The organism is Halomonas faecis, assembly GCF_010993975.1.
Lineage (GTDB): Bacteria > Pseudomonadota > Gammaproteobacteria > Pseudomonadales > Halomonadaceae > Halomonas > Halomonas faecis.
In genome coordinates this window covers 83320-108621 of sequence record NZ_JAACZO010000001.1, presented here as the reverse complement: position 1 = coordinate 108621, position 25302 = coordinate 83320, and the positions used below count along the sequence as shown (strand labels likewise).

Genomic DNA, 25302 nt, shown 5'->3' with positions numbered 1-25302 from the left:
GCTTCACGCTTACCACCGTCGAGGATGCCATGCCGCTGCTGTACTTGCTGCCACCGCTGGGCGCCGTGCTGATCTGGTCCGGCAACATGACCATCAACCAGCTCACCGTGGGCGCCATCGCGCCGAGCAGCATCGCGTTCCTGCGCTGGGTGCTGGCACTCGCCGTGCTCACCCCCTTCGTCGCCCCCAGCGCCTGGAAGCACCGGGCCACCATTCGCCGCGAATGGCCCAAACTGGCCACCCTCGGCATGCTCGGCATGGCGCTGTGGCAGGGCCTGGCCTACGTCGCCGCGGAGACCACCAGCGCCACCAACATGGGCATTCTCGCGGCCATGGTGCCCTTGCTCACCGTACTGCTCAGCGCCCTGATCCTGCGCGAAGCGCCGACCCTCGGCGGCACTCTGGGCGGCGGCGTGGCACTGATCGGCGTGCTGGTGCTGCTGGGCCGCGGCAATCCGGCCTCCTTGCTCGGCCTCGAGGTCGCGGTGGGCGATGCGCTGATGGTGGTCGCCGCCACCTGCTACGCCCTCTACGGGGTGATGCTCAAGCGCTGGCCGCTGGACCTTCCGCCCTGGGTGGTGCTCTATGCCCAGGTATGCTTCGCCGTGCTGTTGCTCCTGCCCCCCTACCTGCTGGGGCCCATGACGCCGGTGGATGCCGGCAACGTCGGGCTGATCGTGTACGCCGGCATTCCCGCCTCGATCGTCACCACCTACCTGTGGATGCGCGCCATCCGCCAGATCGGTGCCAGCCGCGCCAGCATCTTCATCAACCTGATGCCGCTGTTCAGTGCCATCATCGCCATGCTCGCCCTGGGCGAACGGCTGGCCGTCTTTCATGTCATCGGCGGCGCCCTGGTGCTCGCTGGCGTGCTCATGGCCCAAACGCTGACCCGGCCGCTCGCTCGCCGCCCCTCCCTGCGCAGGGAGGGCTGACTGCCCTGCCGTATACCGGTTCGCCGATGCACAGCCGCGAAGCATGAGCGGCGGCGGATGCCCCATCATGCAACCCGATGGCGCACCGGCTCCGTGCGGCAGGACGCCTGCCCCCCCCTTCGACACACCCCATCTATCTGAAAAAAGACTCGTTTTCTTTGCTTCGCCGCCTTGGGCACGCCACTTGCTAGGGTCACTGGCAACGGTGATCTCCGGCGATCGCCCGGGCAATGCGGCCCCGACACACTCGACTCTGGCTGGACAACGGCGTCCTCACTCACCTGGCTACAGGTGCGTGCGGACGCCGTTTTTTTGCGTGTCGCCAGTGCCGAAGCGTTCGACCCGGGATCGAGGCTCGCCGATATCACGAAACCCTGCTCAACGCATGAGGAAGATCATGTCTTATCTGGTTCCATCGGAATTCGTCACCAAGATGGTCGACGCGGGCGAATCCAAGGTACACATGTCGACGCGCGACACCCTGATCCGCGGCTTCATGGCCGGCGCCATTCTCGCCCTGGCAGCGGTCTTCGCCGTCACCGTCGCCGTAGAGAGCGGCTCCTTCCTGCTCGGCGCCGTGCTCTTTCCCGTCGGCTTCTGCATGCTCTACCTGATGGGCTTCGACCTGCTGACCGGCGTCTTCATGCTCACCCCGCTGGCGCTGCTCGACCGCCGCCCAGGGGTGACGCCACAGGGCATCCTGCGCAACTGGGGCCTGGTGTTCGTGGGCAACTTCGCCGGGGCACTGACCGTCGCGGCGATGATGGCGTTCGTCTTCACCTACGGCTTCAACACCGACCCGGGGGCGGTGGGCGAAAAGATCGCCGGCGTCGGGGAAGCGCGCACCCTGGGCTACGCCGACTACGGGCTGGCCGGCTGGCTCACCATCTTCATCCGCGGCATGCTGTGCAACTGGATGGTTTCCATGGGCGTGGTGGGCGCGATGATCTCCACCCACGTCAGCGGCAAGGTCATCGCCATGTGGATGCCGATCATGCTGTTCTTCTTCATGGGCTTCGAGCACTCGGTGGTGAACATGTTCCTGTTCCCCTCGGCGATGATGATGGGCGGCGGATTCTCGGTGATGGACTACCTGCTGTGGAACGAAATTCCCACCGTGCTGGGCAACCTGGTGGGCGGCCTCGCCTTCACCGGCCTGACCCTCTACACCACCCACGTGCGCACCGCCCCCAAGCGTGCTGCCGTGCGCCCGGTCACCCCTTGATGCGACACGCAAACGCCCCGGCCACGACCGGGGCCACCGCATGAGCCAGCTGCGCATCGCCCTGGGGCAGCACACCGAGCCTGGACGCAAGGCCCGCAACCAGGACTGCCACGGCTGCCGGGTGCCGCCCGGCCCCCAGATCGGGCTGAAGGGCATCGCCCTGGCCATGGCCGACGGCATCAGCAGCAGCGAGGTCAGCCAGGTCGCCAGCGAAACGGCGGTCAAGAGCCTGCTCGACGACTACTACGCCACCTCGGAGGCCTGGTCGGTTCGCCACGCCGTGGAGTGCGTGTTGACGGCCACCAATGCCTGGCTGCATGCCCAGTCACGCCGCGGCCCCCACCGCTACGCACCCGACAAGGGCTACGTCTGCACGTTCAGCGCCCTGGTATTCAAGGCGACCACCGCCCACCTCTTCCACGTCGGCGACACCCGCATCTACCGGCTGCACGGTGGCGGGCTGGAGCCGCTCACCCACGACCACCGTCTGTGGGTCTCGCAGGAGGAGAGTTACCTGAGCCGGGCACTGGGCGCCGACGCCCTGGTGGAGATCGACTACCGCACCTTGCCGCTACAGGTCGGCGATACCTTCCTGCTGGCCACGGACGGCGTCTACGAGCACATCGAGGCACAGGACATTCTGCACACCATCGAGGTGCACCGGGGCGACCTGGACGAAGCCGCCCGGCGCATCGTCGCCCAGGCCTACCGGCAGGGCAGCGCGGACAATCTCAGCGTCCAGATCGTGCGCATCGAGGCGTTACCGCGAAGGGAAGTCCCGTCATCCCTGCACGGGGAGGTCGAACGACTGCCCTTCCCGCCGCTGCTCGAACCCCACGACCGTTTCGACGGCTATCGGATCCTGCGCGAACTGCACGCCAGCAGCCGCAGTCACGTCTACCTTGCCCTGGACGAGACCGATGGCTCCCGGGTGGCGCTCAAGACGCCCTCCCTCGACCTGCGCGACGACCCCGGCTACCTGGAGCGGCTGCTGATGGAGGAGTGGATCGCCCGGCGCATCGACAACCGCCACGTGCTCGATGCCGGCCCACCGGACCGCGAGCGCCGCTACCTCTACACCGTCACCGCGTTCATCGAGGGGCAGACGCTGGCGCAGTGGCTGAACGACCATCCCACGCCCGACCTCGAAACGGTACGCGGCATCGTCGAGCAGGTCGCGCGGGGCCTGCAGGCACTTCACCGCCACGAGGTCCTGCACCAAGACCTGCGCCCCGAGAACCTCATGATCGATGCCAACGGCACGGTGACGCTCATCGACCTGGGCTCGGCGCGGGTCGCCGGCATCGTCGAGTCGGCCACCACCCTCGAACCGCCCGCCCTGCCGGGTACGGCCCTCTACATGGCGCCGGAATACTTCCTGGGCGAGGTCGGCACGACGCGCTCGGACCTCTACTCCCTGGGGGTACTGACCTACCGAATGCTCTCGGGTCGCTATCCCTACGCCACCCGGGTCGCCCGCACGCGCACGGCGGCGACCCAGCGGCGCCTCACCTATCGCTCGGTACTCGACGAGGAACGGGCGATTCCCGCCTGGATCGATGCGACGCTAAAGAAGGCCGTACACCCCAATCCCGAGAAGCGCTACCAGGAACTCTCCGAATTCCTCCACGACCTGCGCCGCCCCAACCCGGCCTATCTCGAACGCACGCGCCCACCGCTGATCGAGCGTCACCCGGTCGCCTTCTGGCAAGGCGTATCGGCCATCCTCGCCGTACTCCTGCTGCTCGCGTTGCAGCGCTGAACTCAGCGTATCCCCGCCCGCAGGAACGACTGCACGAACTGGCGCTGGAAGAGCAGGAAGGCGACCAGTAGCGGCGCGATGCTGAGCAGGGTGGCGGCACTGATCGTGGCCCAGTTGACGCCCGTCTCCGGTGCCGAAAAGATCCCCAGCCCCACGGTGAGTGGACGGCTTTCCACCGAGTTGGTGACCACCAGCGGCCACAGGAAGTTGTTCCAGTGATGGCTGATCGAGACCAGGCCGTAGGCCAGGTAGGTGGGCTTGGCCAGCGGCACGTAGACCTTGAGCAGCACCGCCATCCAGCTGCACCCTTCGACCCGGGCGGCGTCTTCCAACTCGCGGGGAATGGTCTTGAAGGTCTGGCGCAGCAGGAAGATGCCGAAAGCGCTGGCCACGTAGGGCAGGCCGATGCCGGCGATGGTGTCGACCAGCCCCAGCCCACTGGCGATGCGATAGTTCTCGACGATCAGCACCTCGGGAAACACGAACAGCTGGATCAGCACCAGCATGAACAGGAAGTCCTTGCCGGGAATGGGAAAGCGCGCGAAGGCGAAGCCCGCCAGAGTGCACACCACGAACTGGGCGGCAACGATGCCGGTGACCAGCAGAAAGGTGTTGAGGTAATAGCGCGCAAAAGGCGCCTGCTCCCAGGCATCGGCGAAGTTATCCAGGGTCAGCGGCGTCAGCAGGTCGAAGCGCACCATGAACTCGGCCGGGTGGAAGGCCGCCCACACGGCGTAGAGCAGCGGAAATATCCACACCACCGCCAGCAACCAGGCGGCCGTCGTCTCCAGCCTGGGCAGGCAGGTAACGAGGCGGGGCGCGGGTCTAGCGGCGTCGGCAGCGGTCATGGTCGAGCTCCCGGCAACATCATGATGATCGCTCTCATTGATAGTGAGTCCGGCGGTCGAGCACACGGAACTTGATGGTTGCCACCACGGCCAGCACCAGCAGAATCACCACCGTGATGGTGGCCGCATAGGTGCGGTCGAAGAACGAGAAAGCGTTCTCGTAGACGTAATAGAGCAGCAGGTTGGTGGCGTTGTTGGGCCCGCCCTTGGTGAGGATGAATAGGTGGTCGACCACGCGCACGGCGTTGATCAGCGCATTGATCAGCACGAACAGCGTAGTGGGCATCAGCAGCGGAAAGGTCACCCGCCAGAAGAAACTCCAGCGACTGGTACCCTCCAGGCTCGCCGCTTCCTCGAGTTCGGGTGGAATGCTCTGCAGCGCCGCCAGATAGAAGATCATGAAGAAACCGGCCTCCTTCCACACCGTCATCACGATCACCGAGGTGAGCGCCACTGCAGGGTCACCCAGCCAGTTGGGGCCGCTGATGCCCAGCAAACCGAGCAAGTGGTTGAACAGCCCGATCTGCGGCGCGTAGAAGAACATCCAGATGTTGGCCGCGGCGATCATCGGCAGGATCGTCGGCGTGAAGTAGGCCATGCGCACCAGTCCCCGGCCCGGCAGGCGGCCGTTGACGAACAGTGCCATGCCCAGCGCCAGGGCGATGGAGGTGGGAATGGTGCCCAGGGCGTAGAAGAGGTTGTTGCGCGCCACTTGCCAGAAAGTGCTGTCCTCGAGCAGCAAGGCATAGTTCTCCAGCCCGACGAACTCGGTCGGGGCGCCGCGAAAGCCGGGCAGGAAGAGGCTGTTGATCAGAGTGGCGACGGTGGGCAGGTAAGCGAAGGTGCCGAGCAGCACCGCCGCCGGCAGCAGCAGCAGCGCGCCGTAGATCTGCATGCGGCGGTCGGAGGTCGGGTTCACCATGGTTCGTCCTGTCGTGGGGGCTACCCGGGGACAAAGGCCTCTGAGGAGGCGCTGTGAATCCCTCCCTGGACGCTACCTTCGACATCCTGTCGAATGACCTCCTCATTGGCCTGTCCCCGCGCCCCCTTGATCGCGGTTATCAGCTCTCAGGGCGTCAGCGCGCGTAGCGACGCAGTGCCGCGTCGGCCTCGGCTTGAGCCTGGGCCAGCGCTTCCTGCGGCGTCATCTGGCCGGTCAGTGCTGCCTGGACGGCGTTGTCCAGCGCGCGGCGCACCCGTCCGCCCTGGTAGGTGGCCAGCTCCGCGGTGGCGTGCTCGAGCTGGTCGCGGGCCACCGCTGCCGGCGGGAACGCCTCGACGTAGTCCTGCAGCGCCTCTGTCTCGTAGGCCGCCGGGCTCACGCCCATGTAACCGGTCTCGATGGACCAGGCGGCGGCGCGCTCCGGGGCGGTCATCCAGCGGATGAAGGTCATGGCCGCACGCCGCTCCTGCTCGCTGGCATCCTTGAAGAGATAAAAATTGCCGCCGCCGGTCGGGCTGCCGCGCTGGACGTTCATGGGCAGCATGGCCACGCCGAGGTCGAAGTCGGCCTCGTTCTTCACCGCCGTGAGGTTGCCGGTGCTGTGCCACATCATCGCGGTGGACTCCTCGATGAAGTTCTGACGCAGCGTGCCCCATTCGATGGTTCCATCGGGCATCGCCGCGTGCTCGCTGGCCAGCGACACCCAGTACTCCAGAGCCTCGACGGCCGCCGGGTCATTGAAGTGGACCTCGGTCCCGTCCTCGCTCATCAGGCGGTGGCCGTTCTGGAAGGCGAAAGCCTGGAACATCCAGTAGGGATAGCCGGTTGAAGGCACCATCACGCCCCACTGCTCGCCATCGGAGGCCTCGCGCACCGCGGCGGCCATCTCGGCCATTTCCGCCCAGCTCTCCGGCGGCGTATCGGGATCGAGGCCGGCCGCCTCGAACGCCTCCTTGTTCCAGTAGAGCACGATGGTCGAGCGCTGGAAGGGGATGCCGTAGGTCTGGCCGTCGAGAGTGCCGTTCTCCATCAGTGCCGGGTAGAAGCTATCCAGCCACTCGCGCTCCTCGTCGCTCTCGACCACCTCGTCGAAGGCGACGATGACGTCCTGCTCGATCAGCTCGTAGAGGTCGATGGAGAACATCACCGAGAGCTGCGGAGCGTCGCCGGCCTCGACCGCCGACATGGCGCGCACCCGGGTGTCGTCATAGTTGCCGGCATAGATGGCATCCACCGCGATGTCGGGGTGCTCGGCCTCGAACTCGGCCACCAGGCCATCGATCACCTCGGTCAAGGCCCCGCCGACTGCCACCGGGTAGTACATGGTGAGTTCGACCGGCTCCTGCTGGGCGGCGGCTTGCCCGGCCACCAACAGGCCGGCAGCGGCCAGACCGCTCAGGGTACGTGGAAGGAAAGCGCTCATGGGTTCACTCCTGTGGATGGGTGCCGTGCAGGGAGGACACTCTGCGTGCCTCGCCCGGCGTCAGCGGATGCGGCGGAGCCGCGACGTCATGACCGGAAAGAGCCAGGCGCTGCCCGCTCTCGCCATCGAAGAAGTGCGCCGAGGCCGACGCCCACTGCAGCCGGCAGGCATCGCCGGGCTGCCGGTCGGGCACCCCCGGCACCCGGGCGCGCAGCTGCTGACTGCCCACCTGCAGGCGCACGATGGTATCAGCGCCCAGATATTCGGCATCCAGCACCTCGGCAGGTACCCCGGGAGCGTCGGGCGGAGCCAGCTGAACCGACTCGGGACGCAGCCCCAGCCAGTGCCCCTTGGCGGCATGGTCGGCGACATGGCAGCGGGGCTCGCCATCGATCACCGCGCCGTCCGCCGCCGCGGCCAGTGCCACCAGGTTCATGGCCGGGCTGCCGATGAAGCTCGCCGCAAAGGCCGTGGCCGGGCGGTCGTAGAGTTCGCCGGGAGTGCCGTCCTGCACGATGCGCCCCTCCTGCATCAGGATCACCCGATCGCCCATGCTCATCGCCTCCACCTGATCGTGGGTGACGTAGATCACCGTCATGCCCAAGCGCTGCTGGAGCGCCTTGATCTCGCGGCGCATCTCGCCGCGCAGGCGCGCATCCAGGTTGGAGAGCGGCTCGTCCATCAGGCAGATGGGGTGCTCGGAGATGATCGCCCGGGCCAGCGCCACCCGCTGGCGCTGGCCGCCCGAGAGCTGGGCCGGCTTGCGTTCGAGATACTCCGTGAGCCCGACCAGCTCGGCCACCCGAGCGAGACGTTCGCTGCGCTCGGGCTTGGGTACCTTGCGGCTGCGCAGGCCGAAGACGATGTTGTCGGCCACGTTCAGGTGGGGGAAGAGCGCATAGGACTGAAAGACCATGCTGATGCCGCGCTCGCCCGGTGCCAGCGGCGTCACATCGCGCTCACCGATGTGGATGCGCCCGGCGCTGGCCGGCTCGAGACCGGCGATCATCCGCAAGGTGGTGGACTTGCCGCAACCCGAGGGGCCCAGCAGGATCACGAACTCCCCAGGCGACACCGTAAAGGAGACGCGGTCCACCGCGGCCACCCCGGCCCAGTGCTTGCTGACGTCTTCGAGTGTGATTCGCTTTTTGTCGTCGCTCATGCCTTGCCCGGTATCGCTGCCCTTTGCCTTCACAGGCAGGGGAATCACCTGCTGGGTCACTTGCCGCTCCCCTCAAGCGTAGCCGCTCGCGCCGGTTTGTCTTCCCTGCAGGATGCGCACGCCTCATGACCCCGCGATGACCGACCGATGACGCATCGGTGACATCTCGCAGGGCGGCCGGGCGAGCGTGCTAGAATGCCGCACCTCCTAGGCTCAGGAAGACTTGCCATGTCCCTCGACGACCTGCACCTCAACCTGCGAAACCTGACCCCGGACGACTACCCGCAGCTTCAGGCACTGATGGACCGGGTCTACGACGACATCGGCGGTGCCTGGCCGAAACCGACCATCGACAAGCTGATCAAGGAGTTTCCCGATGGGCAGATCGTCATCGAGGATGACGAGACCATCGTCGGCGTGGCCCTGACCGCCCTGGTGGACTACGACACCTTCTCCAATCCCCACCGCTACGACGACCTGATCGGCAAGCGCGAGACCATCCTCAACGAACCCGATGGCGACGCCATGTACGGGCTCGACGTGCTGATTCATCCGGACTATCGCGGCTACCGACTGGGCCGGCGCCTCTACGAGGCGCGCAAGGAACTGTGCCGCTCCATGAACCTGCGAGCGATACTGGCCGGCGGACGCATCCCGCAGTACCACGAACACGCCCACGAGCTCACGCCGGCCGAGTACCTCGACAAGGTGGCCCGCAAGGAGATCCACGACCCCATCCTCTCCTTCCAGCTGGCCAACGACTTCCAGGTCAAGCGTCTGCTGCGCAAGTACCTGCCCGAGGACGAGAAGTCCCAAGGCTATGCCACCCTGCTGGAGTGGAACAACATCCTCTTCGAGCCCGCCGAGCGGGTGCTGGAGAACCGCCCCACCCAGGTCCGCGTGGGCGCGGTGCAGTGGCAGATGCGCGAGTTCGAGTCCGTGGAAGCGGTGCTGCAGCAGGTGGAGTACTTCGTCGACGCGCTCTCCGACTATCAGAGCGATTTTGCCGTCTTTCCGGAGCTGTTCAACGCCCCGCTGATGGGCCTTCAGGATCGCGCCGCCCAGCAGGACCAGCAGGCGGCGATCCGCTTCCTGGCCGGCTTCACCGAGCAGTTCGTCACCGAGCTGTCGCGCATGGCGGTGGCTTACAACATCAACATCGTCGCCGGCTCGATGATCGAGCTGCGCGACGACGACCGCCTCTACAACGTCAGCTACCTGTGCCACCGCGACGGCACCATCGAGCATCAGGACAAGCTGCACATCACGCCCCAGGAGCGCCGCGACTGGGTGATCGACGGCGGCGACGAACTGCGCGTCTTCGACACCGACGCCGGCCGGGTAGGCATCCAGATCTGCTACGACGTGGAGTTTCCGGAGCTGTCACGACTGCTCGCCGACCAGGAACTCGACATCCTCTTCGTGCCTTTCTGGACCGACACCAAGAACGGCTACCTGCGAGTGCGACACTGCTCCCAGGCGCGCGCCATCGAGAACGAGTGCTACGTAGTGCTGTGCGGCAGCGTGGGCAACGTACCCTCCATCGAGAACCTCGACATCCAGTACGCCCAATCGTCGGTGTTCTCGCCCTCGGACTTCGCCTTTCCCCACGACGCCGTGCTCTCCGAGACCACGCCGAATACCGAGATGGTGATGTTCTCGGACCTCGACCTGACGCGACTCACCGTGGTGCGCGCCGAAGGCTCGGTGACCAACCTCAAGGACCGCCGCAAGGATCTCTTCGACCTCCGCTGGCGCGACTGGTCGTGGAAGTCGGGGGCCGACCTGGAGGAGAACTGAGCCGTGCTCGGCCGCCTGAAACGGTGGCGCGACGCGCGCTTCGCCACCCGCCACCCCCTGCCCGAGGCGGACTGGTCCGAGGCGCGCACGCGCCTGCCGCTGCTGGCGGCGCTCACCGACGGCGAGGCCGAACGGCTGGGCTGGCGGGCCTGGCGCTTCCTGCACGCCAAACGCATCAGCCTGCACCCGGATCTGGCCGAGCGCACGCCCTTCGATCTGCCCGCCCGCCTGGCACTGGCCGCCCAGGCCTGCCTGCTAACCCTGGGCTGGAGCGATGCCGAACACGATGAGGCCTTCGCCGGCGTGCACGAGATCCAGATCCTGCCCGACGCCTTCCGTCGCCAGGTGGAGGAGATGGACGAGTTCGGCGTGATGCACGCCTACGAGGACGAGCGCGCCGGCGAGACCTCCCACCAGGGGCCAGTGGTGCTCTCCTTCACCGACCTCATGGAGAGCGGCGGCTTCGATGGCTTCAACGTGGTGATTCACGAGCTCGCCCACAAGCTCGACATGGGCAACTCGCTCGACGTCGACGGCTTCCCGCCGCTACCCCGGGACATCGACCCCAGGCAGTGGCACCGCGTGTTCACCGTGGTGTGGGACGACCTGCAGGCGCACCTGGATCGCGGCGATGACACGCCCATCGACGACTACGCTGCCAGTCATCCCGGCGAGTGCTTCGCGGTGTGCTGCGAGCACTTCTTCACCGCCCCGGACGTGCTCCACGCCGCCTACCCCGAGCTCTACGCCTTGCTCGAACGCTACTTCCGCCAGGCGCCGCTAGCGCGGCTGTGATGCATGCAGCCTACACCAGCTTGAACGGTTCGATAGCCCTGAAGATGCCGGTCTTGGTCATGTCGCGGCGTAGCGTGAAGGCCTCCACGGCGGCCACCGGATCGACCCGGTCCAGGCTGTCGAAGTCGATCGCTTTCCATTGCTGGCGAGTGACCTTCACGCTATAGAGATACTGGTCGCGCTCGCTCCCAGTGGCGGGGTCGGTCACCTGGCGATACCCGGAAACACGAACTTCCTGGACGGCGGGAAGGCGAGCGAAGACCGCCCCCAGCACGCGGAAGGCCATGCCATGCACATGGTCTCGGTAGAGCTTGCGCTGTCGGGTGGCGCTGAGTCGTTTCGGGGTGAGCTTCACCTGTTTGGCGGGCATGGTCCAGTCGCGATCTGGCATCTCGTCCTCAGCGGGCAGCTCGATGTCCACGGCAAGGGTGCGGTCATCCTGGCCCAGATCGAAGTCGATGACGGTCTCGCACGGCCAGTCGATCTCTTCCAGCCGCTGACACAAGGTTTTCTCCATCGCGCCCCGATCGTGCCACACCTCCTCGTTTTCCCGACGATAGCGCGCGAACTCGGCGGCATCATGCTCGGCCTTTCGCCATTCCCAGTCGCGGTAGGCCTGGTCGAAAGCCGCCCGTCGGTGGCGGTTCTCCGCTTCCCGGCGGTGCTTCATCGGTGGCCACAACGCATGCCACCAGGCCGGCTTCCGCGGCTCGGGCGGCACGGGTGGTGGCTCTTCGAAGTCACTCGGGGTGTAGCGGCTCATTTGCGGCGGTGGCGTATCCTCGTGCAGCCGGCCCAGATATTCGAGATTCTCGTTCAACCGCTGGCAGTATTCCTCCAGCCGCTCGCGCAGCGACGCCCGTGCATGGCGGCGCAGCACGCGCGCCTCGCTCTCGCTCAGCCGAGTCCCATCGCCGTGAAAATAGCGAATGGCGCCACGGTCATCGATCTCGAGCCGCAAAGGCAGGGCGTCACCTCGAGCCAACCGGGCCTCCAGTGCCGAGGCAGAACGGGAACGCCCGCTGCCGCCATGCGGCCGGATGTCGTGACCGACCCCGTTCGAGCTCACCGAGACCTCGAGGCTCCGTTTGCTGCGGTTCAAACGTATGCCTGGTGCCAGTGTGATTCGACGCTGGAAACGAAAACCCAAGGCGACCTCCTTGTCGATCCATTCTAGTGAACACAGGGGAGCGGACACGACGCACGCACCGCCAATCGGAGCCGGCACATCGTGTCACTCCTCCGGGCGCGTGGACCAGCGGCGTACCCCCTCTTGGGGCAGGCGGTCCGGACACGCCAGCTGCCGTGTCGACCAGGTGATCTGGCCACGCTGGCGACACACGTCGGGACCGCCTCGATCTGCGGGGAACGCCAAGCCACGCCACCGCTCCAGCCATTCGCCATCGACGAGCACCCCGATTTCCACGTCCCGCCCGTAGCGTTCGAACTTCCGGTCTCGCCACGGAGCGCGCTCCTGCCAGCTGCGTGCGGGCTCAACGCTAGGTCCTTCGCGCCCCTCGCGGGCATCGGCCAGTGCGACCCCGGCCATGACCGACCACACGGCGGCAACCGTCAGCGCAACGCTGCGATATCGACTCATGCTCGTTCTCCCCCTGACGGCGGCCATGGCCCCGTCGGCTGCAACCATTCCCACAATAGCATCACGTCGGGATGGGCGCCGTGTCGCGCCGGCCGCACCAGCCAGAAGGCCTCTTCGCTGGGCACGGCCAGGGAAAAAGGCGCCACCAGGTCGTCACGGCCCTCGAGCAGGCGTCGATGGGTCAGCGCCACGCCGCCACCCCGGCTAGCCAGCGTCAGGGTCATCACCTGGTTGTCGCAGGTCAGAGCCGGGCACTCCTGCTCGAGCCCGGCCACCCCGGCCCGTTCCAGCCAGGTCGTCCAGCCCACGGCGAAGCCCACCGCGTGCAGCAGGGTACGGCCGGCTAGGTCGGCCGGCTCATGCAGCATCGTCGCCAAGGACGGCGCACAGGCCGGCAACAGACTCTCGTCTCCCAGCGACACCGCCTGCATGTCCGCCCAGTCGCCCAGCCCGTAGCGAATCTCCAGGTCGGCGCCCTGGGGACCGAAGTCGTCGGGCCAGATGGCGCTGACCAGGCGCACGGCCACTTCCGGGTGGGCGCGGTGGAAATCCAGCAGGCGCGGCGCCAACCAGCTCTGCTGGATGACCGGCGTGGTGCGCAGGGTCACCGCCCGCGACGGCGTACCGCCGAACACTTCCTGAGTGCCCTCGGTGAGCCGCGCGAAGGCGTCGTGGATGCTGGGCAGCCAGGCCTGTCCCGCCGGGGTCAGCGTCAAGCTGCGCGGGTGACGCACGAAGAGCTTCTGCCCCAGGCGATCCTCGAGCAGCCGGATGCGCTGGCTGATCGCCGCCTGGGTCACGCCCAGCTCACGGCCGGCGGCGGTGAAGCTGAGAGTGCGCGCTGCCGCCTCGAAGGCCTGCAGCCAGATCAGGGGAGGCAAGGCATCCATGAGAAAGTAAGCTATAAGCTGAGTTTGGCCATAGGGGCCAGATTAATCGTTTGTCAGCGTCGTTACCACATCCCACCCTATTGAGCCTTGATCGTCATCAACCCGTCAGCAACCGTGGAGGCTCGGATGCACACCGCCCCTTCCCCCGATGCGCCTGTCGACTCGCCGGCCATGCACGAACTCGCACCTTACGCCGACGCTCCCCGACTGAGCGACGCCCAGCCCAATGCCGATGGGCTCAGCCTGTTCTGGGAAGATCATGCCCAGGCCCGGTTGCCCTGGCTGTGGCTACGCGACCACTGTGCCTGCACCGAATGCCGACATCCGCAGACCCGTGAGCGCCTGGTACTGCCGCGTGCCGAAAGCGATCCGGCCAGCGACGTCCAGGTGCAAGGCGGCCACCTGCAGTTGACCTGGTCCGATGGCCACCAGAGCCACTTCGACGGCGGCTGGCTGCATCAGCGTCGCCCTGGAGCCGCCCCTGCCTCGCCGCTGCCCGCCCCGCGACCGTGGGGCGACGACTACCGCCTCGAACGGGTCGACCACGCTGCTTTCACCGGCAATGCGGCCGGCGAACGCGCCTGGCTGGAAGCGCTGCTGCGCGACGGCCTGGTGCTGCTCGAGAACGGCCCGCTCGCCGATGAAGAAGTGAGCCGGCTGGCCACGCGCATCGGCCCGCTTCGCGCCACCAACTTCGGGGCTCGCTTCGACGTCCAGTCCAAGCCCAACCCCAACAATGCCGCCTACACCGCCATCGCCCTGGCCCTGCACACCGACCTGCCCAACTGGCAGCACCCGCCGGACATCCAGTTGCTGTATTGCCTGGAGAACGATGCCGAAGGCGGCGAGTCGCTGTTCGCCGATGGCTACCAGGTCGCCGAGGCGCTCCGGCAGGAAGACCCGGAGGCCTTCCGCCTGCTCAGCGAGATGCCCATCGACTTTCGCTTCCAGGACGAAGACCAGGACATCGCCGTGTGCGCACCGATCCTGACCTGCAATGCCGAGGGCCGGGTCGTCGACGTGCGCTTCAACAACTGGATTCGCGACACCCTGCGCCTGCCCGCCGAGGTCATCGAACCGTGGTATCGCGCCTACCATCGCTTCTGGACGCTGCTCCACGACCCTCGCCATCAGTTGGACCTGACCCTGCGTCCCGGCGACATGATCGCGTTCGACAACCGCCGCGTACTGCACGGACGCGGCGCCTTCGACCCCAACACCGGACGGCGCCACCTGCAGGGCACCTATCTCGACCGCGACATGCTCGAATCGCGTCTGCGGGTGCTGGCCCGCCAATCTTGATTCGCACGAGATCCCACTGACCCGGCGTCACACAAACCAACCACAAGGCGCCGGTAACAACCACGACGAGGAGACTCGCATGAAACTACCCTTGACCGTTACTTTCTCCGCCCTGGCCTGCGGCCTGGCTACTCACGCCACCGCCGACGACGCCACCCTGGACTTCGGCGTACCGGCCTGGCCGGGCATCACCGTCAAGACAGAGATCGCTCAGCAGCTGCTGGAACCGCTGGGCTACGACACCCGCCGCCACGACGTCGGCCTGCAGGTGATCTACCAGGGCCTGGAAAGCGGCGACGTCGACGTCTTCCTGGGGGGTTGGATGCCCGCCCAGCGCGAGATGTTCGAGCCGCTCGAGGCCGACGGCACCATCCAAAGCCTGGCCAACAACGTCGACGGTGCCCAGATGACCCTGGCCGTGCCGGAATACCTGTACGAGCAGGGCATCCGGAGCTTCGCCGATCTCGACGAGAACCGCGACCGGTTCGACGGCAAGATCCACGGCTTCGGCGCCGGTTCCGCGGCCAGCGAAATCCTCAACGCGGCCATCGGCGACGATGCCTGGGGTCTCGGCGACTGGCAGCTGGTGGATACCAGCACGGTCGGCATGCTCGGCGCCGCTCGCGACGCCATCGAGCGCGAGGAAGCCATCGTCTGGGTCGGCTGGACGCCGCACTGGATGAACCTGGAGCTGCCGATGCGCTACCTCGACGACCCCGAAGACCTGTTCGGCGAGAACAACGGCGAGAGCGACGTGCTGACGCTGATGCGCGGCGACTACGCCGAGTCCCATCCCAACCTGGCCGAGTTCTTCTCCCAATTCGCCTTCAGCGCCGAAGAGCAGAGCTGGATGATCCGCGAATACGGCCAGGAAGAACGTGACGTCGATGACGTGGCCAGCCAGTGGATCCGCGACAACGCCGAGCGCGTGGAAGCGATGCTCGCCGACGTCACCGACCGCGATGGCGAACCCGCCTGGTCGACGGTGCGCGAATCGCTTTCGCTTTGACGCCCCAACCGCGGACGCCATTGGAAGGCGGGCTCTGCCACCGTATCCTGTAGCCCCCTAGGCAGCCCAGGCGTCCGCCCATGCCCCGTTCGGTCATTTTCCTGCTGGTCGCCCTCGCCATGCTGGTGGCGCTGGGACTCGGCTGGCAATGGCTGGCGCTGGAAGACGTGCTCACCGTCGAGGCGCTGCAAACGCTGGCAAAGGGTTCCGTCGCCTGGCGCGACGCCAACTGGGCGGTACTGGTGATCATGGCCATCTACGCCGGCGCCTCGCTGGTGATGTTCCCGCTGAGCCTGCTGGTGGCACTGACGGGGCTACTGTTCGGTCCCTGGTGGGGCTTCGCCTATGCACTGGCCGGCACGCTCGCCGCCTCGGCGCTCACCTGGTGGGTAGGGAGACGCCTCGGCCGCGAGACCCTGCTGCGCCACGGCGGCCAGCGCCTGCGCGGCCTGTCGCGCTACCTGGCCGGCCGCGGCATTCGCACCATGACGCTGGTGAACCTGCTGCCGCTGGCCCCTTTCACGCTCACCAATCTGATGGCCGGCGCCTTCCGGCTGCGCTTTCGCGACTACCTGATCGGCTCGACCCTGGGCATCGTTCCCGGTCTGGCCGGCGTCACCCTGCTGGGCAGCCAGCTCGGCGAGCTGGCCACCGCCGACAGCCGTGGCGACCTGGCATGGGCCCTGGGTGGGCTACTGACCGGCGTGATGCTGCTGGCCGGACTCAAGCGCTGGGCCAAGCGTCGCCGCCGGCGCTGAAGCGTCATTTCTCGGGCAGTTTCGAGGGGGCGTGATGACGACGCGGCCACCAGTCGGGGCGGTCGTGCTCCCACTCCTCCTGCACCAGCTGTTTCAGCAGCCGCCCGCGGTGACAGAGCATGCGCCATTCGGCACCGAGCCGAGCGCGCACCCGCTCCCAACCGCCGTCGTCGGCATGAGTGAAATCGCCACCGCGTGCGATGGCGGCACGGTAGACGGCCAAGCAGCGCTCGGCACAGCTCGCTTCATCGTAGGCCGCTGCGGTGGAGCGAGCGCCCTCCACCAGGGGCCTGCGTACGGCGCGAGCCGACAGCGACACCAGGGCCTCGGCGAAGTCATCGGCATCATCGTGGTCGAGCCGTCGCCCGTTCGCGCCGTCTCGGACCACCTCGCGAACACCGGGAGCGTCCACGGCCACCACCGGCAGCCCCGTCGCCATCGCTTCGGCGATCACCATGCCCTGGGTCTCGCTGTGCGAGGCGAAGGCGAAGACGTCCATGGCGTGGTAGGCATCGATGAGCGACTGCCCCTCCAGACGACCGGTGAAATGCACCCGCGCGGCGACCCCCTCGCCCTCCGCAGCCTCGATCATCGCCCCGCGCGCGTCACCCTCGCCCACCACCAGGAAGTGCGCCGTCGGCAGGACGGCCAGCGCCTTGGCCACTGCCACGGCGAGAAAGGCGAGGTTCTTCTCCCGGGCCAGCCGCCCCAGGTGGCCGATCACGTAGGCGTCGTCCGTGATGCCGAACCGCCGCCGCCAGGCCACGCCGCTACCGGCCGCGAAACGCACCGTATCCACGCCGCTGGGCACCACGTGAATGGCCGGGTTGGCGTCGCGCTCGAGCAGCAGGTCGCGGATGCTCTCGCTGGGCGCGATCACCGCATCGCACAGGTGGGTGTACTCAGTGGCCAGCGCCTTGGCAAAGCGTTGCATGCGCGGTGAGTCGCCGGGCACGTAGTGGGTGTAGTGCTCGTAGAGGGTGTGGTGGGTGAACACCAGCGGCAGCCCATAGGTCTCGGCGGCCCGCACCGCGGTGTCGCCGAGCAGGAAAGGGTGGTGAGCATGCACGATATCGGGGTCGAAGGCCTCGATGGCCTCGAAGAGCTGGCCGGGAATGGGCACGGGCAGGGAAAAGTCGCTGCCGTTGAAGTGCTGAACCGCCGTGACCCTGACCACGTCGGCCTCGTAACGCGGCTGCCCCTCGAGGCGCGGCGCCACCACCAGCACCCGGTGGCCGGCAGCCTGCAGCTGCGCCTTGAGACGCTGCACCGATTCGCTGACTCCGCCGACGATCGGCAGATAGGTGTTGGTGAACATCAGGACGTTCACGTTGAGGTCGCTCCTTGCTCGGCGGTTTCCGTGATCGGCAGTGGGGGTACGCGACGCCCCATCTCTTGCTCAAGATAGGCGATGAAGGCACGAATCCGCAGCGGCACGTGACGCCGCTGCGCGTAGATGGCATGGAAGTCGGCGCGCACACCCTGCCAGGCGGGGAGTAGCTCGACCAGTGCACCGCTTTCCAGGTAGGCGTGGACATCCCACCAGGATCGCAGGGCGATGCCGTGGCCATCCAGGGCCAGACGCACGATGACCTCGCCGTCGTTGCTGGCCAAGGGGCCATCCACCTTGACCGTCTGCCTGGCGCCAGCGCCGTCGCGATGCTGGAAGCGCCACAGCGCATAGTCGCTGGCGTTCTCGCGCAACACCAGGCAGGGATGGGCGGCCAGGTCGGCGGGGCTCTCCAGCGGCGACATTCGTGCCACGTAGTCGGGCGACGCGCACAGCACACGGCGGTTGTCGAGAATGCGGCGTGCTACCAGGCGCGAATCCGGCGGCTCGCCCACGCGAATGCCCACGTCTACGTCGCGCTCGCCGAGATTCAAGGGAAAGTTGGTGAGCTCGAGCCCGGCCTCGATGCCGGGGTGCTGGCGACAGAAAGCCGAGAGCAGCGGTGCCACGTGACGCCGACCGAAGCCAAAGGTGGCATTGACCGTCAGTGGCCCGGAGAGCGCCGCACGCTGCTCACCCAGCGTCTCTTCCAGCTCGGTGAGTTCTTCGAGAATCGCCGCGCCACGCGCCAGATAGCGCTCGCCCTCGGCGGTCAGCGTCAACCGCCGCGTGGTGCGGCTCGCCAGCGTCACGCCCAGCCGCGTTTCGAGCTGCTTGAGGCGCTTGCTCACCGCCGACAGCGACAGTCCCAACGTGCGCGCCGTGGCAGTAAGGCTGCCGGCACGCGCCAACTGCTGAAAGAAGGCCAGATCGTCGAGCGGGGCCACGACATTCTCCACTTAAACGCAACAATGCCTTTCCATTCAGCCCGATTATCTCCCATCCAACAAGGGCTAGACTGTCACCGCCACCCCCGAGGGAGAGAGACGATGTTCACGGGCTTTCGCACCTTCGACATCGCCACCGATGACGACGTGCACGTCCACGGCCGGATCGGCGGCTCCGGGCCACCGCTGCTGCTGCTCCACGGCCACCCCCAGACCCACGCGATCTGGCACCACCTGGCCGAACCGCTGGCACGCCACTACACCGTGGTGACCACCGACCTGCGCGGCTACGGCGACTCCGCCAAGCCCGCGGGCGAACCGGACCACGCCAACTACAGCAAGCGTGTCATGGCCGCCGACCAGGTCGCCGTCATGCGCGAACTGGGTTTCTCGCGCTTCTCGCTGTGCGGCCACGACCGCGGCGGGCGTGTCGGCCACCGCCTGGCCATGGATCATCCCGAAACGCTCGAACGACTGATGCTGCTCGACATCGCCCCCACGCTGGCCATGTACGAGCAGACCGACCGCACCTTCGCCACCGCCTACTTCCACTGGTTCTTCCTGATCCAGCCGGCGCCACTGCCGGAGACGCTGATCGAAGCCTCGCCCGAGGACTACGTCACCCGCACCATGGGCGGCCGCCACGCCAGCCTCGACGCCTTCGACCCGGCGGCCATCGCCGAGTACCAGCGCTGCCTGGCCCAGCCCGGCGCCGCCCACGCCCTGTGCGAGGACTACCGCGCCGCCGCTACCATCGACCTGGAGCACGACCGCGCCGACCGCGACACGGGCCGGCGCATCGCCTGCCCGCTGCGCGTTCTGTGGGGTCAGCACGGCGTCATCGAGCGCTGCTTCGACCCCCTCGCCGAGTGGCGGCACGTGGCCGAGCGGGTCGACGGCGAGGCCCTGCCGTGCGGCCACTACCTGCCCGAGGAGGCGCCTGAGACGCTGCTCGCGCAGATCACCGACTTCTTTCCCCACGACCAACCAGGAGACACCCCATGACCCATCGCATCGCGGTCATCCCCGGCGACGGCATCGGCAAGGAGGTGATGCCCGAAGGACTTCACGCCCTGAAAGCCGCCGCCAAGCGCTTCGCCATCGATCTCGAACTCGAGCACTTCGACTTCGCCAGCTGCGACTATTACGCCGAGCACGGCCAGATGCTCCCCGACGATTGGTTCGAACGGCTGAAGGACTTCGACGCCATCTTCTACGGCGCCGTGGGCTGGCCGGAGACGGTGCCCGACCACATCTCGCTGTGGGGATCGCTGCTGCAGTTCCGCCGCCGCTTCGACCAGTACGTCAACCTGCGTCCTTGCAAGCTGCTGCCCGGCGTGAAGAGCCCGCTGGCCGACCGCGCCCCCGGTGACATCGACTTCTACGTGGTACGCGAGAACACCGAGGGCGAATACTCCAGCGTCGGCGGCAAGATGTTCGAGGGCACCGAGCGCGAGGTGGTGATTCAGGAAACCGTGATGACCCGCACTGGGGTCGACCGGGTACTGAAGTTCGCCTATGAGCTGGCTCAGTCGCGCCCACGGAAAAAGCTCACTTCGGCCACCAAGTCCAACGGCATCGCCATCACCATGCCGTGGTGGGACGAGCGCGTGAAGGCCATGGGGGCCAACTACCCGGAGGTGAGCGTCGATCAGTTCCACATCGACATCCTCACCGCCAACTTCGTCATGCATCCCGACTGGTTCGACGTAGTGGTAGCCAGCAACCTGTTCGGCGACATCCTCTCCGACCTGGGCCCGGCCTGCACCGGCACCATCGGCGTGGCCCCCTCGGCCAACATCAACCCCGACGGCACCTTCCCGAGCCTCTTCGAACCCGTGCACGGCAGCGCGCCGGACATCGCCGGGCGCGGCATCGCCAACCCCATCGGCCAGATCTGGTCGGGTGCCATGCTGCTCGAGCACCTCGGTCACCGGCAGGCCGCCGATGCCATCGTCGCCGCCTTCGAGGCGGTGCTCGCCGAGGGCGACCCGGCGGTGCTGACACCGGATGTCGGCGGCCAGGGCTCCACCGAGAGCCTGGGCCGTGCCATTGCCGAGCGCATCGCCGGCTGAGACCGCCCACCAGCGCAACGCGGCCACCCGACGATGCCGGGTGGCCGCCATGCGCTCTATCGCCGGACCTCGAGCCTAGCGTCCCGCCGAGCCCTTGCCCGATGCCGGTGGCGGTCGCTTGATCGCCGCCTCGTCGTGCACCTCCTCCCAGCCGGTGATCATGGCCTTGATATACGCCAGGGGCGTGTGGCCGGCGGTCGCCAGGTAGACATGCATGATCAGGAAGGCGAGCATCAGGAAAGCGCCCAGGGTATGCAGGCGTGCCACCCGCTCCAGATCGAGGAAGGCAGGCATGCTGGCGTAGAGACTTCCCCAGAACAGGTAGAGCAGACCGGATATCCAGATCAGCGGATTGATCACCAGCTTGACGCCCAGATAGGCCAGCCGCTGCAGCGGGTTGTGCTTGTGTGCCACGGTGACCCGGTAGGGGTGCGGCGCACCGACGAAGATGCCGTGGACGTAATAGCGCGTCACGGCACCGATGCGCTCCAGGGTAGGCAGGTACTGCTTCCACTGGCCGGTGGTGAAGTGCCAGAAGATGGCGAAGATCCACAGGCCGATGAGCAGCCAGGCCGCCGTCTCGTGGACCCGTACCGCCAGGCCGAACTTGAGCAGGTCGTGCACGCCGTGGATACCGAAACCGGTGAACAGCAGGGTGAAGATCAGCGCCGCCTGGGCCCAGTGCCAGAAGCGCTCGAAGCGGGTGAACAGGTAGAGTCGCTCGCTCATGTCAATGCCCCTTCTTGCGACGGTTGCGGTTCACGAAACGCAGAGCGCCATGGCCCAGCGCCCCCAGCAATACCAGGCCGGCGAGGCCGAAGCCGAAGCGGTCGAGCCCGGCATGGCGGTCGCGCCCCGGCATCCACACCCCGTCCACACCGGCCAGGCGGCCGTCGTCGCTGTGGCACTGGCCGCACTTCAGGGCGTCCTCGCCGGGCGCCACCATGTGAGTGATCGGCCACAGCATCGCAGTATCGACGAAGTCGTACTCGCCGCTGAACGGCTGGCCGGCGATGCGGGTGCCCGCCTCGAGCGCCTTGTCCCAGTCGAAGTTGTACCAGAACGCAGTATCGTTGCCGGGAATCGCCACCTGGGGCCTCAGCAGCGTCTGGTGCACGGTGTCGTAGGGCTGCTTGCCGAGCGCCCGCTTGACCGGCCAGATGCGTGAGTCTTCCCCGCCCGGCGTGCCGTGATACGCATTGATCAGCACGCGCTCGCTGGGGTCGATCTCGGTCTCGGCAGTGACGAAGGTGGTGTTGCCGTTCCACCACAGGTACTCGGGCACTACGTTCTCGCCGAGGACGAAGTCGCCCTTCTTGCTGTCGTAGATGACGTGGCCCTTGTCGTCCTTGCGCTGGATGGGCTCGCCGTTCTCGTCGAGCTGCCCGGCCGTGGACCAGTCCCAGGCCATCTTGGTGGGCACACCGCCGCGGGCGAAGGTGGGAATGTGGCAGGTCTGGCAGGCCAGCGCCCGGGTGTGCTCGTTCAGGCGCTGGGCATGGCTGCCGTCCTCGTGGGGCGAGCTGCCGTGGCAGGCCTGACAGGTGGTGGGGTTGCGATCCTCGTGGGCACCACGCAGCAGCGCCCCGCCGACATCCACCGCCGTGCCCTGGATGCGGCTGCCAGGCACGTCATGACTTTCGGTCTGGTGGCATTCGCTGCAAGCGAAATCGCCCCCTTCGGCGTCCATGTGCACGTCCAGCGCGTGGTTCGCCTCGACCAGCGAGGAGTCCAGGTCGCCGTGCTTCACGCCGTCGCCGCCACCGCCGTAGAAGTGACAGGCGCCGCAGGTTTCCCGCGAGGTCCGCCCCACGTTCTGCGACGCCTTGACCAGATCGGTCTGCTCCGCGTTGGGATAGCCGGCCCAGCCGCCCTTCTTCACGTAATCGCCGGTGTTGTGGCAGGCCAGGCAGTCGACGCGGCTCTCGTCGCTGAAGTCGAAGGTGTCGTCCTCCCAGCCGTAGCCCACGTGGCAGGACTGGCAGAACCCCTCGTTGGACTGATCGGAGATGCAGAAGGTGTTGATCATCGACTTCTTGCCCAGCGTCTCGCCGCTGTGCGGATTCTCGTACTCCCAGGTCCAGTGGCGGGTCGCCATCACCTGCTGCGACGCCTCGGTATGACAGCCGAGGCAGGCCTCGGTGACTTGTTCGGCCCGATCGAACGGGCCTTGGAGTTCCTCGAAGGCGGTGTGATCGGCGGTGCTGGCGAAAGCTCCGGAGGCCAGCGCCAGGCACCATAGCCCCAGCACCACGCCTGGCAGCCCTCGCCATCGTTGATTGTCGGTATCGTTCATTCCCTTTTCCCTCACTGCAGCCTGCGCCTCTCGTTGTCGGGGCGCTTTGTCGTGTTGTCTCGGCTTTCCCCCTTCACCGGCAGCGCCGGGGCGGGGCGTCACTGAAAGTCTGGCAGAGAGGGGGGAAGGGAAACTGACCGGGGTCAACAAACCACGCGACAGAATTCAAGACTTTTGTCGCGCCAGGCCGGCATTAAATTGCGACAATCTGACCTGCGTCAAACGACCGCAGACCGCTCACACGACTATCTGCACACAAATGACACCGCAACGGTTGAGGAATATTGATATGCGTCAATAAACCGCAGTCGATGAGGCTACAGAATCCCCCGAAGGAGAAATAAAATTATAAAGATATAACTATAAGCGCTTCCAAGATCACAGGAGTCCCCATGACACGCCAACACTCTCCCGCTGGCCAGCTCGACCGGCGCCAGCTCCTCAAGCTGGGGGCCGGTCTCGGGGCAGCCAGTTTCTTTTCTGCAGCCAACCTGCAGGCCAAGACCATCGCTACCCGAGCCCGTATCGTCATTCTGGGCGGGGGCGCCGGCGGAATGGCCATGGCCAATCGCCTTTCCCAACGCCTCGACGGTGCGAGCATCACCATCGTCGAACCACGCGAGCGGCACCACTATCAGCCGGGCTGGACCTTGGTCGCTTCCGGTGTGTGGAACCCCGAGCGTACCGTGCGAGCCAATACCGATTTCTTGCCCCGCAGAGTGGACTGGACGCGCACGCCAGCGGTAGGCATCGACGCCGAGCAGCACCGTGTCACCCTGGCCGATGCCAGCACATTGGACTACGACATCCTGATCGTTGCCACGGGGCTGCAGCTCAACTACCACCTGATCGATGGCATGTCACCAGAACTGGTTGGCGACCACGGCATCGGCAGCGTCTATGCCAGCCTCGAAGCTGCCACCCGAACCCGCGATGCCATCGATGCCTGGATCGCCGGGGGCGGCGGTCAGGGGCTATTCACCACACCCCCCACCGCCATCAAGTGCGCTGGCGCACCGATCAAGATGGCCTTCACGACCCTGTCCCGCATCAAAGCTGTTGAGAGGCGAGACGCCTTCGCAATGGACTACTTCACTCCCAGCGACGGTATGTTCAGCCAGCCCTGGATCAGCGACTTCCTAAAGCAGCGCTTCGACCGTGAGGGCATCACTCGTCACCACGGCCAGCACTTGAGCGCCATCGACCCCGGCGCCCGTCAGGCCGAGTTCACGCTCCGTGATGGCTCCACGGAAGTGCGTGACTTCGACTTCATTCACGTGGTCCCCCCGATGAGCGCTCCGGACTTCGTCAAAGCCAGCGACCTGATTGCAAAACAGGGCCCCTTCGCTGGCGAGTGGCTGGATGTGGACATCCACACGCTACAGCACAACCGTTACCCCGAAGTGTTCGGCATTGGCGATGTGATCGGAGCGCCCATCAACAAGACCGGAGCCAGCGTCAAGGCCCAGGCACCGGTCGTGGAGGCCAACCTAGTTGCCCACCTCCAAGACCAACCCCCCTCGGCGCGCCACGACGGTTACACTTCCTGCCCACTCATCACCGACATCGGCAAGGCCATGCTGGTGGAGTTCGGCTATGACAATGACCTGGCCTTCCTGCCATCGTTCTCTTTCATCGACCCCAAGGAGGAATCCTGGGCCGCCTGGGTGCTCAAGGATTACCTGCTACAACCCGCCTACTACGCCATGCTCGAAGGCCGCATCTAAGGAGTTACGCCATGTCGTTCACGCTCTCGGGCATCCTCGCGGTACTGGCCAATGCCCTCCCCCCTTTTCTTCCGCTGATCCTAGCGATGGTGGCACTGTTGATTACTGTCCAACTGATCGGCCACTTGCGTGGCTATCGCTTGGTCAACCATCACTGCCAGCTGACCGCCATCGTCTCCCTGCTGGTCGGCATTTCGACTCTGTGGTGGCTACCTTGGCTCACGCATTCTCGCCTGGCATTCGTGGCCACTCTCACTGACTGGGCTGCTTTGATCGTGGCAGCCCTGGGCGTGGCCATAGTGACCTGGCTGGTATTGCATCCGCTGAGCTATCTGGTTCGTGGCCAGCTGCGCTGATTGAGCCGACGATGGCCCCTTCTGCTCCTGCCTAACGTCTAAGGCCCCGTCCGGCATCGCTCGGACAGGGCCTTTCGTGATGGCACGTTACCCAGGCTACAATCAGTAGCCGGAGGTGC

The 25302-nt window shown here is 66.5% G+C and carries 23 protein-coding genes; 12 read left to right on the top strand and 11 right to left on the bottom strand.

Going from position 1 to position 25302, the window contains the following annotated elements; all coding sequences use genetic code 11:
• Positions 1-29 precede the first annotated feature (29 nt).
• From GFD32_RS00485 to GFD32_RS00475, 3 genes are all read left to right on the top strand, one after another.
• Entirely contained in the window at positions 30-935 is a 906-nt protein-coding gene (locus GFD32_RS00485; protein ID WP_163574391.1) for a DMT family transporter, read from the top strand.
• 397 nt (positions 936-1332) lie between these two features.
• Positions 1333-2160 carry a formate/nitrite transporter family protein gene (locus tag GFD32_RS00480; protein ID WP_163574225.1) on the top strand — a complete coding sequence of 276 codons (828 nt, stop codon included), beginning with the start codon at positions 1333-1335 and terminating at the stop codon, positions 2158-2160.
• Positions 2161-2200: 40 nt separating this feature from the next.
• Positions 2201-3922, top strand: a complete 1722-nt coding sequence (locus GFD32_RS00475; RefSeq protein ID WP_163574223.1) for a bifunctional protein-serine/threonine kinase/phosphatase — start codon at positions 2201-2203, stop codon at positions 3920-3922.
• Positions 3923-3924: 2 nt separating this feature from the next.
• Here GFD32_RS00475 and GFD32_RS00470 read toward each other — a convergent pair whose 3' ends face one another.
• The 4 genes from GFD32_RS00470 to GFD32_RS00455 form a co-directional block, all read right to left on the bottom strand.
• Positions 3925-4770, bottom strand: a complete 846-nt coding sequence (locus GFD32_RS00470; protein WP_163574221.1) for a carbohydrate ABC transporter permease — start codon at positions 4768-4770, stop codon at positions 3925-3927.
• 34 nt (positions 4771-4804) lie between these two features.
• Complete coding sequence (locus tag GFD32_RS00465) at positions 4805-5692, bottom strand: carbohydrate ABC transporter permease (protein ID WP_407081061.1); 888 nt, start codon at positions 5690-5692, stop codon at positions 4805-4807.
• Positions 5693-5846: 154 nt separating this feature from the next.
• Positions 5847-7136, bottom strand: a complete 1290-nt coding sequence (locus GFD32_RS00460; RefSeq protein WP_163574219.1) for an ABC transporter substrate-binding protein — start codon at positions 7134-7136, stop codon at positions 5847-5849.
• Between the two features lie 4 nt (positions 7137-7140).
• A complete protein-coding gene (locus GFD32_RS00455) occupies positions 7141-8298 on the bottom strand; it encodes an ABC transporter ATP-binding protein (RefSeq protein ID WP_163574217.1) in 1158 nt (385 codons plus the stop codon).
• A gap of 228 nt (positions 8299-8526) precedes the next feature.
• On the opposite strand from GFD32_RS00455, the gene GFD32_RS00450 reads away from it, so the two are divergent.
• Together GFD32_RS00450 and GFD32_RS00445 are read left to right on the top strand one after the other, a co-directional pair.
• Positions 8527-10098 carry a bifunctional GNAT family N-acetyltransferase/carbon-nitrogen hydrolase family protein gene (locus GFD32_RS00450; RefSeq protein ID WP_163574215.1) on the top strand — a complete coding sequence of 524 codons (1572 nt, stop codon included), beginning with the start codon at positions 8527-8529 and terminating at the stop codon, positions 10096-10098.
• A 3-nt stretch (positions 10099-10101) separates the two neighbouring features.
• A complete protein-coding gene (locus tag GFD32_RS00445) occupies positions 10102-10893 on the top strand; it encodes a M90 family metallopeptidase (protein ID WP_163574212.1) in 792 nt (263 codons plus the stop codon).
• A gap of 10 nt (positions 10894-10903) precedes the next feature.
• Here the strand turns inward: GFD32_RS00445 and GFD32_RS00440 are convergent, their stop codons facing one another.
• The 3 genes from GFD32_RS00440 to GFD32_RS00430 are packed head-to-tail and all read right to left on the bottom strand — an operon-like array spanning position 10904 to position 13383.
• Positions 10904-12091 carry a DUF4236 domain-containing protein gene (locus GFD32_RS00440; protein ID WP_240455498.1) on the bottom strand — a complete coding sequence of 396 codons (1188 nt, stop codon included), beginning with the start codon at positions 12089-12091 and terminating at the stop codon, positions 10904-10906.
• A 36-nt stretch (positions 12092-12127) separates the two neighbouring features.
• Positions 12128-12493, bottom strand: a complete 366-nt coding sequence (locus GFD32_RS00435; RefSeq protein WP_163574209.1) for a hypothetical protein — start codon at positions 12491-12493, stop codon at positions 12128-12130.
• Positions 12490-13383, bottom strand: coding sequence for a LysR family transcriptional regulator (locus tag GFD32_RS00430; RefSeq protein WP_163574207.1), 894 nt, complete (start codon positions 13381-13383; stop codon positions 12490-12492). Before GFD32_RS00430 ends, GFD32_RS00435 begins: the two co-directional genes overlap by 4 nt.
• A gap of 126 nt (positions 13384-13509) precedes the next feature.
• Between GFD32_RS00430 and GFD32_RS00425 the strand changes: the two genes are divergently transcribed.
• The 3 genes from GFD32_RS00425 (at position 13510) to GFD32_RS00415 (ending at position 16452) form a co-directional block, all read left to right on the top strand.
• Entirely contained in the window at positions 13510-14685 is a 1176-nt protein-coding gene (locus tag GFD32_RS00425) for a TauD/TfdA family dioxygenase (RefSeq protein ID WP_240455497.1), read from the top strand.
• Positions 14686-14764: 79 nt separating this feature from the next.
• The gene (locus GFD32_RS00420; protein ID WP_163574205.1) at positions 14765-15694 is read left to right on the top strand and encodes an ABC transporter substrate-binding protein; all 930 of its coding nucleotides are present in this window, start codon (positions 14765-14767) and stop codon (positions 15692-15694) included.
• An 80-nt stretch (positions 15695-15774) separates the two neighbouring features.
• Positions 15775-16452 carry a TVP38/TMEM64 family protein gene (locus GFD32_RS00415; RefSeq protein ID WP_163574203.1) on the top strand — a complete coding sequence of 226 codons (678 nt, stop codon included), beginning with the start codon at positions 15775-15777 and terminating at the stop codon, positions 16450-16452.
• A gap of 4 nt (positions 16453-16456) precedes the next feature.
• Here the strand turns inward: GFD32_RS00415 and GFD32_RS00410 are convergent, their stop codons facing one another.
• Positions 16457-17782, bottom strand: a complete 1326-nt coding sequence (locus tag GFD32_RS00410) for a glycosyltransferase (protein ID WP_163574201.1) — start codon at positions 17780-17782, stop codon at positions 16457-16459.
• The gene (locus tag GFD32_RS00405) at positions 17779-18729 is read right to left on the bottom strand and encodes a LysR family transcriptional regulator (protein ID WP_163574199.1); all 951 of its coding nucleotides are present in this window, start codon (positions 18727-18729) and stop codon (positions 17779-17781) included. Before GFD32_RS00405 ends, GFD32_RS00410 begins: the two co-directional genes overlap by 4 nt.
• 102 nt (positions 18730-18831) lie before the next feature.
• On the opposite strand from GFD32_RS00405, the gene GFD32_RS00400 reads away from it, so the two are divergent.
• Both GFD32_RS00400 and GFD32_RS00395 read left to right on the top strand, forming a co-directional pair.
• Positions 18832-19734, top strand: coding sequence for an alpha/beta fold hydrolase (locus tag GFD32_RS00400; protein ID WP_163574197.1), 903 nt, complete (start codon positions 18832-18834; stop codon positions 19732-19734).
• The gene (locus tag GFD32_RS00395) at positions 19731-20804 is read left to right on the top strand and encodes a tartrate dehydrogenase (RefSeq protein WP_163574195.1); all 1074 of its coding nucleotides are present in this window, start codon (positions 19731-19733) and stop codon (positions 20802-20804) included. Before GFD32_RS00400 ends, GFD32_RS00395 begins: the two co-directional genes overlap by 4 nt.
• 75 nt (positions 20805-20879) lie before the next feature.
• Here GFD32_RS00395 and GFD32_RS00390 read toward each other — a convergent pair whose 3' ends face one another.
• Positions 20880-21533, bottom strand: coding sequence for a cytochrome b/b6 domain-containing protein (locus tag GFD32_RS00390; RefSeq protein ID WP_163574193.1), 654 nt, complete (start codon positions 21531-21533; stop codon positions 20880-20882).
• A 1-nt stretch (position 21534) separates the two neighbouring features.
• Positions 21535-23100 carry a tetrathionate reductase family octaheme c-type cytochrome gene (locus tag GFD32_RS00385; protein WP_163574191.1) on the bottom strand — a complete coding sequence of 522 codons (1566 nt, stop codon included), beginning with the start codon at positions 23098-23100 and terminating at the stop codon, positions 21535-21537.
• Positions 23101-23492: 392 nt separating this feature from the next.
• Between GFD32_RS00385 and GFD32_RS00380 the strand changes: the two genes are divergently transcribed.
• A complete protein-coding gene (locus GFD32_RS00380) occupies positions 23493-24827 on the top strand; it encodes an NAD(P)/FAD-dependent oxidoreductase (protein WP_163574189.1) in 1335 nt (444 codons plus the stop codon).
• An 11-nt stretch (positions 24828-24838) separates the two neighbouring features.
• Positions 24839-25183, top strand: coding sequence for a hypothetical protein (locus GFD32_RS00375; protein ID WP_163574187.1), 345 nt, complete (start codon positions 24839-24841; stop codon positions 25181-25183).
• The last annotated feature ends 119 nt before the right edge of the window (positions 25184-25302 follow it).

Coding starts and splice junctions, on each gene's coding strand:
- GFD32_RS00485 (WP_163574391.1), top strand. CDS start 30: ATGCCGCTGCTGTACTTGCTGCCACCGCTGGGCGCCGTGCTGATCTGG.
- GFD32_RS00480 (WP_163574225.1), top strand. CDS start 1,333: ATGTCTTATCTGGTTCCATCGGAATTCGTCACCAAGATGGTCGACGCG.
- GFD32_RS00475 (WP_163574223.1), top strand. CDS start 2,201: ATGAGCCAGCTGCGCATCGCCCTGGGGCAGCACACCGAGCCTGGACGC.
- GFD32_RS00470 (WP_163574221.1), bottom strand. CDS start 4,770: ATGACCGCTGCCGACGCCGCTAGACCCGCGCCCCGCCTCGTTACCTGC.
- GFD32_RS00465 (WP_407081061.1), bottom strand. CDS start 5,692: ATGGTGAACCCGACCTCCGACCGCCGCATGCAGATCTACGGCGCGCTG.
- GFD32_RS00460 (WP_163574219.1), bottom strand. CDS start 7,136: ATGAGCGCTTTCCTTCCACGTACCCTGAGCGGTCTGGCCGCTGCCGGC.
- GFD32_RS00455 (WP_163574217.1), bottom strand. CDS start 8,298: ATGAGCGACGACAAAAAGCGAATCACACTCGAAGACGTCAGCAAGCAC.
- GFD32_RS00450 (WP_163574215.1), top strand. CDS start 8,527: ATGTCCCTCGACGACCTGCACCTCAACCTGCGAAACCTGACCCCGGAC.
- GFD32_RS00435 (WP_163574209.1), bottom strand. CDS start 12,493: ATGAGTCGATATCGCAGCGTTGCGCTGACGGTTGCCGCCGTGTGGTCG.
- GFD32_RS00430 (WP_163574207.1), bottom strand. CDS start 13,383: ATGGATGCCTTGCCTCCCCTGATCTGGCTGCAGGCCTTCGAGGCGGCA.
- GFD32_RS00425 (WP_240455497.1), top strand. CDS start 13,510: ATGCACACCGCCCCTTCCCCCGATGCGCCTGTCGACTCGCCGGCCATG.
- GFD32_RS00420 (WP_163574205.1), top strand. CDS start 14,765: ATGAAACTACCCTTGACCGTTACTTTCTCCGCCCTGGCCTGCGGCCTG.
- GFD32_RS00415 (WP_163574203.1), top strand. CDS start 15,775: ATGCCCCGTTCGGTCATTTTCCTGCTGGTCGCCCTCGCCATGCTGGTG.
- GFD32_RS00400 (WP_163574197.1), top strand. CDS start 18,832: ATGTTCACGGGCTTTCGCACCTTCGACATCGCCACCGATGACGACGTG.
- GFD32_RS00395 (WP_163574195.1), top strand. CDS start 19,731: ATGACCCATCGCATCGCGGTCATCCCCGGCGACGGCATCGGCAAGGAG.
- GFD32_RS00390 (WP_163574193.1), bottom strand. CDS start 21,533: ATGAGCGAGCGACTCTACCTGTTCACCCGCTTCGAGCGCTTCTGGCAC.
- GFD32_RS00385 (WP_163574191.1), bottom strand. CDS start 23,100: ATGAACGATACCGACAATCAACGATGGCGAGGGCTGCCAGGCGTGGTG.
- GFD32_RS00380 (WP_163574189.1), top strand. CDS start 23,493: ATGACACGCCAACACTCTCCCGCTGGCCAGCTCGACCGGCGCCAGCTC.
- GFD32_RS00375 (WP_163574187.1), top strand. CDS start 24,839: ATGTCGTTCACGCTCTCGGGCATCCTCGCGGTACTGGCCAATGCCCTC.